The sequence below is a fragment of the Lysobacter sp. 1R34A genome, assembly GCF_051217035.1.
GTDB lineage: Bacteria > Pseudomonadota > Gammaproteobacteria > Xanthomonadales > Xanthomonadaceae > Lysobacter.
This window is the reverse complement of sequence record NZ_JBPKJP010000004.1, coordinates 101,102-110,647: the sequence shown is the minus strand read 5'-3', so window position 1 is coordinate 110,647 and position 9,546 is coordinate 101,102. Positions and strand designations below refer to the sequence as shown.

At 69.3% G+C, this 9,546-nt stretch carries 8 protein-coding genes; 1 reads left to right on the top strand and 7 read right to left on the bottom strand.

The annotated features are described in order from the left end of the window. The 3 genes from ACSAMQ_RS03020 to ACSAMQ_RS03010 form a co-directional block, all read right to left on the bottom strand. On the bottom strand, positions 1 to 961 hold a 961-nt coding region (locus tag ACSAMQ_RS03020; RefSeq protein WP_435394220.1), incomplete at its 3' end, for an AMIN domain-containing protein. Positions 962 to 1,048: 87 nt separating this feature from the next. After that, the gene (gene tsaE / locus ACSAMQ_RS03015) at positions 1,049 to 1,552 is read right to left on the bottom strand and encodes a tRNA (adenosine(37)-N6)-threonylcarbamoyltransferase complex ATPase subunit type 1 TsaE (protein ID WP_435394225.1); all 504 of its coding nucleotides are present in this window, start codon (positions 1,550 to 1,552) and stop codon (positions 1,049 to 1,051) included. Between the two features lie 79 nt (positions 1,553 to 1,631). After that, a complete protein-coding gene (locus ACSAMQ_RS03010; protein ID WP_435394219.1) occupies positions 1,632 to 3,131 on the bottom strand; it encodes an NAD(P)H-hydrate dehydratase in 1,500 nt (499 codons plus the stop codon). A 61-nt stretch (positions 3,132 to 3,192) separates the two neighbouring features. Here ACSAMQ_RS03010 and queG point away from each other — a divergent pair, with 61 nt between their 5' ends. Beyond that, complete coding sequence (gene queG / locus ACSAMQ_RS03005; protein WP_435394218.1) at positions 3,193 to 4,281, top strand: tRNA epoxyqueuosine(34) reductase QueG; 1,089 nt, start codon at positions 3,193 to 3,195, stop codon at positions 4,279 to 4,281. 1,192 nt (positions 4,282 to 5,473) lie between these two features. Here queG and pgi read toward each other — a convergent pair. The 4 genes from pgi to panB form a co-directional block, all read right to left on the bottom strand. Continuing rightward, complete coding sequence (pgi, locus tag ACSAMQ_RS03000) at positions 5,474 to 6,985, bottom strand: glucose-6-phosphate isomerase (protein WP_435394217.1); 1,512 nt, start codon at positions 6,983 to 6,985, stop codon at positions 5,474 to 5,476. Positions 6,986 to 6,998: 13 nt separating this feature from the next. Continuing rightward, on the bottom strand, positions 6,999 to 7,379 hold the full coding sequence (gene panD / locus ACSAMQ_RS02995) for an aspartate 1-decarboxylase (protein WP_031373460.1): 381 nt from the start codon (positions 7,377 to 7,379) through the stop codon (positions 6,999 to 7,001). 146 nt (positions 7,380 to 7,525) lie between these two features. Next, positions 7,526 to 8,446, bottom strand: a complete 921-nt coding sequence (gene panC / locus ACSAMQ_RS02990) for a pantoate--beta-alanine ligase (RefSeq protein ID WP_435394216.1) — start codon at positions 8,444 to 8,446, stop codon at positions 7,526 to 7,528. Between the two features lie 136 nt (positions 8,447 to 8,582). Next, positions 8,583 to 9,413, bottom strand: coding sequence for a 3-methyl-2-oxobutanoate hydroxymethyltransferase (gene panB, locus ACSAMQ_RS02985; protein ID WP_435394215.1), 831 nt, complete (start codon positions 9,411 to 9,413; stop codon positions 8,583 to 8,585). Positions 9,414 to 9,546 lie beyond the last annotated feature (133 nt).

Sequence of the window (9,546 nt, the reverse complement as noted above, 5' to 3'; positions counted from 1 at the left end):
CCGCGGCGCCGGGCATCGGCGTCGGCACGCCGGTCGCGACTCGGGTCGGGACGCCGGTGGCGATACGGGTCGGCACGTCACGGGGCGGCACGCCGCTGGCGACCGCGGCCGGCATCGGTGCCTGTGCGGCTTGTTCGAAAACCGCCTGGCGCGCGGCCTGCTGGGCCGCGAGTTGCTGGGTGTTGGCAGCCGGCGCAGGGGCCTGGCTGTTGGGCAGTTGCGCGACGGGGGCCTGAGCGCCCGGGGCTTGCCGATTCTGAGCTTGCACGCTCGGGAGCTGCACGCCCGAAGCTTGCGGATTCGAAGCTTGCGGACTCGCAGCTTGCGGGCCGGTAGCCGGGGCAGCCGAATGCGACGCCGCTGCGGTGGGCGTCTGGGCCGAGGCCACCGTGGCCGGCGCCTGGGCATTGCGGGCGGCGAGTTCGGAAATCAGCCGGCTGGTCGCGGCGGCCGACTCGGCCGAGGGATCGACCTTGGCGGCCGGCGCTGCGGCGGTCGATGCGGCGGCGATCGACGGCGGCGCGGGTGCGGCCGCGACGGCGGTCTTGGGTTCGACACCGTCGCCGGGCCATTCCAGGACCAGGCGCGGGCCCGAGCCGCTCTGCTCGATGCGCGGCTTGAGCGCGGCGACCGGCTGGGCGAGATCGAACACGATGCGGACCGTGCCCGGCTGCGGTGCGCCGGTGCGGACGGATTTGACGATGCCGGCGCCGGCCGGGAGCTTGACGCTCTTGCCGACGCTGGAAGCCGGCAAGTCGACGACGAGGCGGTCCGGGCCCTTCAGGCTGAGGACTTTGTAATCGGCGTTCTGATCGAGGGCGATCTCGGCGCGCGTGCCGGTGGCCCCGGTGCGCAGCTCCAAGCCCTTGATTTCACTGGCATGCGCGAGGTTCCACGCCAGCGCCGCCAACAGCGCTATGCCGAGCAGGAATTTCTGGACGGTGGCGGCTTTGACTCGCATGGGCGTAAGTCAAGCACTGCGACACCACAAATGCAAGAACTTTTCCCTTTCAAATCCGGCACCTGGGGCCACTTCCTACGGGATCGTTCAGGAGTCGGCCGCAAACGCATAGCCGGCGGTCGCCGCGCCCAGGGCAGCCAGCCAGGCTTGCCCGGCCGCCGACACCGCATGGAGTTCGGCCGCCCGCCCCTCGCCTTCGACCGCCAGTTCGACCCGCAGATCGGGCGCCGGCAGCCAGCCGCGGCCGCGTTCCGGCCACTCGATCAGCCACAACACCGCCTCGCCGCCGTCGAGGCCGAGGAATTCCAGTTCGCCCGCATCGCCGATCCGGTACAGATCGAGATGCCAGGCCTCGCCGCCCTCGGCCAGCGGGTAGCGTTCGACCAGGGTGTAGGTCGGGCTGCGGATCGCGCCCTCGACCCCGAGCGCACGCAGCAAGGCGCGCGCCAGGGTCGATTTGCCGGCGCCGAGGTCGCCGTGCAGATGCACGTGCAAGGCCTCTGCCTCGCGCGCGGGGCGCGCCCGCGCCAGGGCGGCGCCGAGCGCATCGGTGGCCTCGGCATCGCTCAGCTGCAGTTCGATCGTGTGCATGCTCATGTCGCCCAATTCTACGTATTGGCGCGCGCTACGGATTGGCGCGATACATGTTCGCGCGATCCATGTCCTCGAGCTAGGGATTGGCGCGGCGGCGCAACCACCGCATCAGGTCGCTGGGCAGCAGGCCGCGTTCGCCGCCGTCGCGCGCGGCATCGTCGCCGGCCAGCGAATGCAGCAAGGCGCCGCAACCGGCGGCGTCGAAACCATCGAGGCCTTGCGCGCGCAGCGCGGCGATCACGCCGCTGAGCACGTCGCCCATGCCGCCGACCGCCATGCCGGGATTGCCGGCGCCGATCACGCGCACGATGCGATCCGGTGCCGCGACCAGGGTGCCCGCGCCCTTGAGCACGACCACGCAGGCGTAACGCTCGACCAACGCGCGCACCGCAGCGAAGCGATCGGCCTGCACCGCGGCGGTGTCGCTGCCGAGCAGGCGCGCGGCCTCGCCCGGATGCGGCGTCAATACCGTATCCGCCGGCAACGCGCGCGGCGCGGCCGCAAGCAGGTTGAGTGCATCGGCGTCTAAAAGCAGCGGTTTTCCGCTGTCCAACGCATATCGGTACAGTGCCCGGCCCCACGCCTGCTGGCCGAGCCCGGGGCCTATCGCGACCGCATCGGCGGCGTCGAGTGCAGCGCGCGGATCGTCGCTCTCGGCGATCGCGCGCGGCATCGCCTCGGGCAGCCGCGCCAGCATCGGTGCGACATGCGCTTCTCGGGTGACCGCATCGAGCAGGCCGGCGCCGCTGCGCAAGGCCGCCTGCGCGCACAGCAGCAGCGCGCCGCCGTGGCCGTGGTCGCCGCCGATGCACAGCACCCGGCCGTTGCGGCCCTTGTGGCTGTCGCGCAGGCGCGGCGACAACCAACGCGGCAGATCCTCGGCGCGCAGCCAATGCGCGCTCGCCGGTACGCCATACAGTTCGCGCGGCAAACCGAGCCCGGCGACCGACAGCACCCCGACCCGATCGAGCGCGGCACCGCTGCGCAGCCCGCGTTTGGCGGCGATGAACTCGAGCGTGCGCTGCGCGCTCACCGCCGACGAATACGCGTGGCCGCGGTCGGCATCGACGCCGCTCGGCACGTCGAGTGCGAGCACCGGCGCCGGATGCGCGTTGATCGCATCGATCAAGGCCGAGGCGGCGGCATCGGGCGCGCGCGACAGACCGATGCCGAACAGCGCGTCGGCGATGACGTCGGCCTCCGGCAAGCCCCCGTCGAAGTCGATCGTGCGGCCGCCGGCCTGCGCATAGCTGGCCGCGGCCCGCTCCGCTAGCGCGCCGCGTGGCGCATGTCCGGGCAGACGCAACACCGACACCTTGCGCCCGGCCTGCTGCGCGTGGGTCGCCAATACGTAACCGTCGCCGCCGTTGTTGCCCGGGCCGCACACCACCAGCAGGCGCATCGCCTGCGGCCAATAGCCGAGCAGTTCGCGCCAGGCGGCCTCGCCAGCCCGCGCCATCAACGCATGAGCGTCGCCGAGCTCGGCCGCGGCTGCGGTTTCGATCGCCCGCAGCGCAGCGGCGTCGAACAGGCCCCTCGGCGTCATCGGCGATGAAGTTTCAGCGGTCGGCGACATGCGGCGATTCTATACTTGCCGCATCGTGAGCCAGCCCGACGCCCGCCCCACTCCGCTTCCCGTGTCCGCCGACGCGCCGGGGACCGCGCCCGCGACCGCGCCCGACTACCCGGCGCTGGCCCTGCGCATCCGCGAAATCGCCCGCGAATTCGGTTTCCAGCGCTGCGGCATTTCCGGCATCGAGCTGGCCGAGGACGAGGCCTATCTGCTCGACTGGCTCGACCAGGGCCTGCACGGCTCGATGGACTGGATGGCGCGCCACGGCGGGCTGCGCGCGCGCCCCGGCGAACTGCTGCCGGGCACCTTGCGGGTGATCTCGGTCGGCCTCGACTACGGCCGCCGCGACGACGACGAGGCCTGGGTCACCCTGGCCGACGGCGAACGCGCCTACGTCGCGCGCTACGCCCTCGGCCGCGACTACCACAAGCTGATGCGCCAGCGCCTGCAGCGCCTGGCCGACCGTCTGGCCGAGCTGGTCGGCCCGTTCGGCCATCGCGTGTTCGTCGATTCCGCGCCGGTGCTCGAACGCGCGCTGGCGCGCAACGCCGGGCTCGGCTGGATCGGCAAACACACCTGTTTGATCGACAAGGACGGCGGCTCCTGGTTCTTCCTCGGCGAGATCTACGTCGACCTGCCCTTACCGATCGACCGCCCGGCTAGCGCGCACTGCGGCACCTGTACGCGCTGCATCGACATCTGCCCGACCCAGGCCATCGTCGCCCCGCACCGCCTCGACGCGCGGCGCTGCATCTCCTACCTGACGATCGAGCACGAAGGCCCGATACCGGTCGAACTGCGCGCGCCGATCGGCAACCGCATCTTCGGCTGCGACGACTGCCAACTCGTCTGTCCCTGGAACAAATTCGCCAAGCGCAACGACGAACCGGATTTTCGCGCCCGCAACGACCTCGACCGCGCCAGTTTGGCGCAACTGTTCGCCTGGGACGAGGCCGAATTCCTGCGCCGCACCGAAGGCTCCGCGATCCGCCGCAGCGGCCATGAACGCTGGCTGCGCAACATCGCCGTCGCCCTCGGCAACGCCCCGCGCACCGACGACGTGATCGCCGCCCTGCGCGCGCGTCGCGACCATCCCAGCGAGGTCGTGCGCGAGCATGTGGAGTGGGCGCTGGTGCGGCACGGGGTGTCGTAGCCCCGCGACACGATGTTCTCTCGTGTCGTTACTCGAGCCTTTGTAGGAGCGACGTGAGTCGCGGCCACGGGACGCGTAGAAGCGCCAAGGCCGACGCCGCTCATCGAGGCTGCGACCCTTCGCCAGGGGTAGGAGCAGCGCAAGCCGCGACATCGCTGTGACGTTCTCACGGTATCTTTTTCAAGCAAGATCAAGATCAAGATCAAGATCAAGATCAAAGTCAAAGTCAAAGTCAAAATCAAAATTAAGATCAAACCCAGAGCTTCCGCCACTAAAGCGGCGGGTTACTTTCTTTTGTCTAAAGCAACAAAAGAAAGGTAACCAAAGAAAAGTGCTTTCCTTTAATCAAAGGCCCGCGCGATCGATGCCGACGCAGGGATGCTCCAGACAGGCCATCCATGGCCTGCTTGCGCACGGCCCGCATCCCTGCGGGCCGCCCTCCGGGTCTTCTGTTGACCGGCAAAGCGGCAAAACAGATCAAAATCTCGGCAACGGCAACGGCAACGGCAACGGCGCCGCGTACCGACCACTGTAGGAGCGGCGTGAGCCGCGACCACGCAACCCCGCACCCGCGCCGGCGGCCGCAGATTCGCGGTCGCGGCTTGCGCCGCTCCTACAGGGGATGGCGTCGCCGCCCTCCGGTTCTGTTGTTTGGCTGTTGCTGTGCGTCGCCACGCACTCGCGAAGGCCAAAGAAGACCCGGAGGGCGACGCGCAGGGATGCGCGTCGTTTTTCATCGGGACAGGGAGGTCCCGTATGAAAAATCACCGCGTATACATCGAACGCGCGGGCCTGTGATTCAAAACAAAGCACTTTTCTTTGGTTACCTTTCTTTTGTTGCTTTAGACAAAAGAAAGTAACCCGCCGCTTTAGTGGCGAAAAGCTTTGGGTTTGATCTTGATCTTTGATCACCGTTCGATGAACGACGCGTCGCGAGACCACAGCAGCGATGTCGCGGCTTGCGCCGCTCCTGCCCCGGCGAGAACATGCCGCTTCGACGAATGACGACGGCCTTGTTACTTCGCGCGTCCCGTGGTCGCGGCTTGCGCCGCTCCTGCCCTGCGACAGATCGACACTTCGATCGATGACGAAAGCGTTGCGGATTCTGCGCGTCCCGCATCGCGGCTTACGCCGCTCCTACAGGACGCGCCGAAGGACGACGCGAGGAGACTCCTGGACCCAAACCCCAACCTCAGCCGCGCAACTGCCGGATCAGTTCCCGCGTCACCGGGTCGTCGGCCTCGGCCTCGCCGGCCAGCGCCGGCAACAGCGTGCTGGCGACCTGCTTGCCGAGTTCGACGCCGAACTGGTCGAAGGCGTTGATGCCCCAGAACACCGACTGCAGGTAAACGCTGTGCTCGTACATCGCCAGCAAGGCGCCGAGCGAACGCGGGGTCAGCGCGTCGAGCAGGATCGTCGTGCTCGGGCGGCCGCCGGCGTAGACGCGGTGCGGGTCGTCGCTGCCCTGGCCGTTGGCGAAGGCCTCGGTCTGGGCGAGCAGATTGGCCTGCAGCGCGCGATGGTTCTGCGCATACGGGGCGTCTGAACGGACCACGCCGATGAAGTCGGCCGGCACGATCGAGGTGCCCTGGTGCAGGGCCTGGAAAAAGCTGTGCTGGGTGTCGGTGCCGACGCCGCCCCACCACACCGGGACGGTGTCGCCGGCGACGGCCGAACCGTCCAGGCGCACCGACTTGCCCAGGCTTTCCATCACCAACTGCTGGAGGTAATTCGACAGCAGCTTGAGACGGTCGTCGTAGGCGAGCACGGCCTGAGTCGCGTAGCCCAGGCCGTTGCGGTTCCAGATCGCGGTCAGCGCGTGCCAGGCGGCGAGATTGTTCGGCAACGGCGTGCGCAGTACGTGCGCGTCCATCTCGGCGGCGCCGTCGAGGAACTGCTCGAACGCGTCCATGCCGATCGCCAGCGCGATCGGCAGGCCGACCGCCGACCACAGCGAATACCGGCCGCCCACCCAGTCCCACATCGGCAGGATGCGTTCGGTCGGAATATTGAAAGCGCCGGCGGCGCGCTCGAGGTTGGCGCTGATCGCGTACAGGCGCGAGTCGTCGCCGAGCCAGTCGCGCAGGATGCCGCCGTTGAGCAGGGTCTCCTGGGTGCCGAAGGTCTTGGAGATCAACAACGCGGCGGTGCGCTTGGGGTCGAGGCCGGCAAGCACGCGCTGGGCGGCGTGACCGTCGACGTTGGACAGGAAATGCACGCGGAAGCGGCCCGGCGTGGCGCCGGTCAGCGCATCCACGGCCAGGCGCGGGCCGAGATCGGAACCGCCGATGCCGACGCTGACGATGTCGGTGACCTCGCTCGCGGCGAGCGCGTCGACGACGGCGCGCATGCGCTGGAGGGCTTCGAGGGACTGGGCGTGGGCGGCGCGCGCGGTGTCGCTCGCGGACAGATCGCTGCGCAACGCGCTGTGCAGCGCCGGACGGCGTTCGGTGACGTTGACGATCTCGCCGTCGAACAGGGCGCGCAGGCGGCCGGTGCTATCGACGGCCTCGGCGGCGCGGAACAACCAGTCCAGCGCGGCGCGGTCGTAGCGCTGGCGGGCGAAGCTGGCGTAGAGCGGGCCGACCTTGACGGCGAAGTCCGTCGCACGGGCCGGATCGGCGGCGATCAACGCCGGCAACGAGGTTTGGGTGACGCGCCCGACTTCGGCGCGCAGCTCAGTCAGTCGGGCGTCATCGCTCATCTGTCGTCGGTTCTCAGGCGGCCTGCGCCGGCATCGAGGTGTTGGTATGGGTGAGTTGGTTGTTGCGGTCCACGTAGACCAGGGTCGGCTTGTACTTCGCCGCCTCGGCCTCGTCGCAGATACCGTAGGCGCAGATGATGACCAGATCGCCGGGCTGGGCCTTGTGGGCCGCCGCGCCGTTGACCGAGATCACGCCGCTGCCCTCTTCCCCGCGGATGGCGTAGGTCGAGAAGCGGTGGCCGCTGTTGATGTTGTAGATATGGACCTGTTCGTACTCACGGATGCCCGAAATGTCGAGCAGGCGACCATCGATGGCGCAGGAGCCTTCGTAGTGCAGCTCGGCGTGGGTCACGGTGGCGCGATGGATCTTGGCCTTGAGCAGGTTCAGTTGCATGTCGGTTACTCCGTCCGCAGACGCGCGGGCGCGAAAGGCCAGAAGTCTATCAGCGCATGGCGCGCTGCAACATGGGTCGGGCGCGCGGCCGGCGGAACGGAGTATTCCCGTTCAGTGGCGCGGGTATCGGGCATTCGCGCGCCTGTTCAGACTTCGAACTCGAGATTGTCGATGAGCCGGGTGCGGCCCAACCGGGCGGCGATCAGGGCCACTCGGGCGCCGCTCCCGCCTGCGCCAGCTTTACCCGCCCCGCCCTGTGCAGCCCCGCCCTGTGCAGCCTCGCCTTCGCCAGCCTCGCCTTCGCCAGCCTCGGGTAGGCCCAGGTCGGGACGCCGGATCGCGGCGTAGTCGACTACGAAGCCGGCTGCGCTCAGGCGCTCGATCGCGCCGGCTTCGACCGCTTCCCTCGCCAGCCCGGCCTGGCTGGCTTCGCGCATCCATTGCAGGCAGGCGTGGATGCCTGCGGCCTGCATGCGCTCGGTTTCGGACAGGTACTGGTTGCGCGAACTCAGGGCCAGGCCGTCGGCCTCGCGGCGGGTGTCGGCGCCGACGATCTCGATCGGGAACGCGAGGTCGCGGACCAGGTAACGGATCACCGCGAGCTGTTGGTAGTCCTTGCGGCCGAACACGGCAATATCGGGGCGAACCTGGTTGAACAGGCGCGCGACCACGGTGGCGACGCCCTCGAAATGACCGGGACGGTGCGCACCCTCGAGGGTTTCGGTGACCTGCGGCACCCGCACCTGCACGGTGCGCTCGGCGCCGTAGGGGTACATGGTCTCGACCGACGGCAGCCACAGCAGATCGCAACCGGATGCGCGCAGGCCTTCGGCATCGGCCTCGGGCGTGCGCGGATAGCGGCCATAGTCTTCGTTCGGACCGAACTGGGTCGGGTTGACGAACACGCTCGCGACCACCCGGTCGGCGCGTTCGCGCGCCAGGCGGATCAGCGAATGGTGGCCGGCGTGCAGGTTGCCCATGGTCGGCACGAAGGCGATGCGTTGCCCGGCCAGACGCCACGTTTCCAGGGTGGAGCGCAGGGCGCCCAGTTGATCGACAGTCTGCATGCGGTACTCGTTGGGGCGGCGCGGAGCGGGTCCGCGATGAAGGCTGAACACTCAGTCAGATCGGGGCGCGCGACAGCGATTTCCAGCGCCGCGCCATTGCGGAGAATCGCCGGCGATACCGCGGCCCCACGGCGGATCAGTCGTAGGAATGCGCCGCGTCGGGGAAGGCGCCGCTGCGCACCGCGTCGGCAAAAGCCTGGAACGCGCCGGCGATCGAACCGCCCTCGGCGAGGAAATCCTTGACGAACTTGGGCCGGCGATGGCCCGAGTTGACCCCGAGCAGATCGTGCAGGACCAGCACCTGGCCGTCGCATTGCGGGCCGGCGCCGATGCCGACGGTGGGGATGGCGAGGTCGCCGGTGATCGCCGCGGCCAGTGCGGTCGGCACGCATTCCAGCACCAGCGCGCTGGCGCCGGCCTCGGCGACCGCGCGCGCATCGGCGCGCAGCTTGGCCGCGGTGGCGTCGTCGCGCCCCTGCAGCTTGTAACCGCCCAGGCGCAGCACCGATTGCGGGGTCAGGCCGAGGTGTGCGCACACCGGGATCTCGCGCTCGACCAGAAACCGGATCACCTCGAGCTTGTGGCCCGCGCCTTCCAGCTTGACCATCGCCGCGCCGGCCTGCAGCAGCCGGGTCGCCGCGTCGAGCGCGCGCTCGGGCGTGGCGTCGGACTGGAACGGCAGGTCGGTGATCAACAGCGCCTTGGACAGGCCGCGGGCGACGCAGGCGGTGTGGTAGGCCATCTCGGCGGCGGTGACCGGCAAGGTGCTGTTCTGGCCTTGCACGACCATGCCGAGCGAATCGCCGACCAGGATCAGGTCGATGCCGACCGCGTCCATGGTGCGGGCGAAGCTGGCGTCGTAGGCGGTGAGCATGACCAGCTTGCGGCCGTCGCGCTTGGCGTCGGCGAGCATGGGCACGGTCCAGGCCTTGGCGGCCGGCTTGTCGGTGGGGGCCGATGTGTACATGTGTGGGGTTCGTCCGGGCGGTGGCGCGCGGACGCCGCTGGGGAGAGCGCAATAACTTAACAGGTTGCGCCGGGACGCGACCGCCCGTGCGCGGAACGCTGTCGGCCCGCCACGGTGCGGCAGGCCGGCGCCT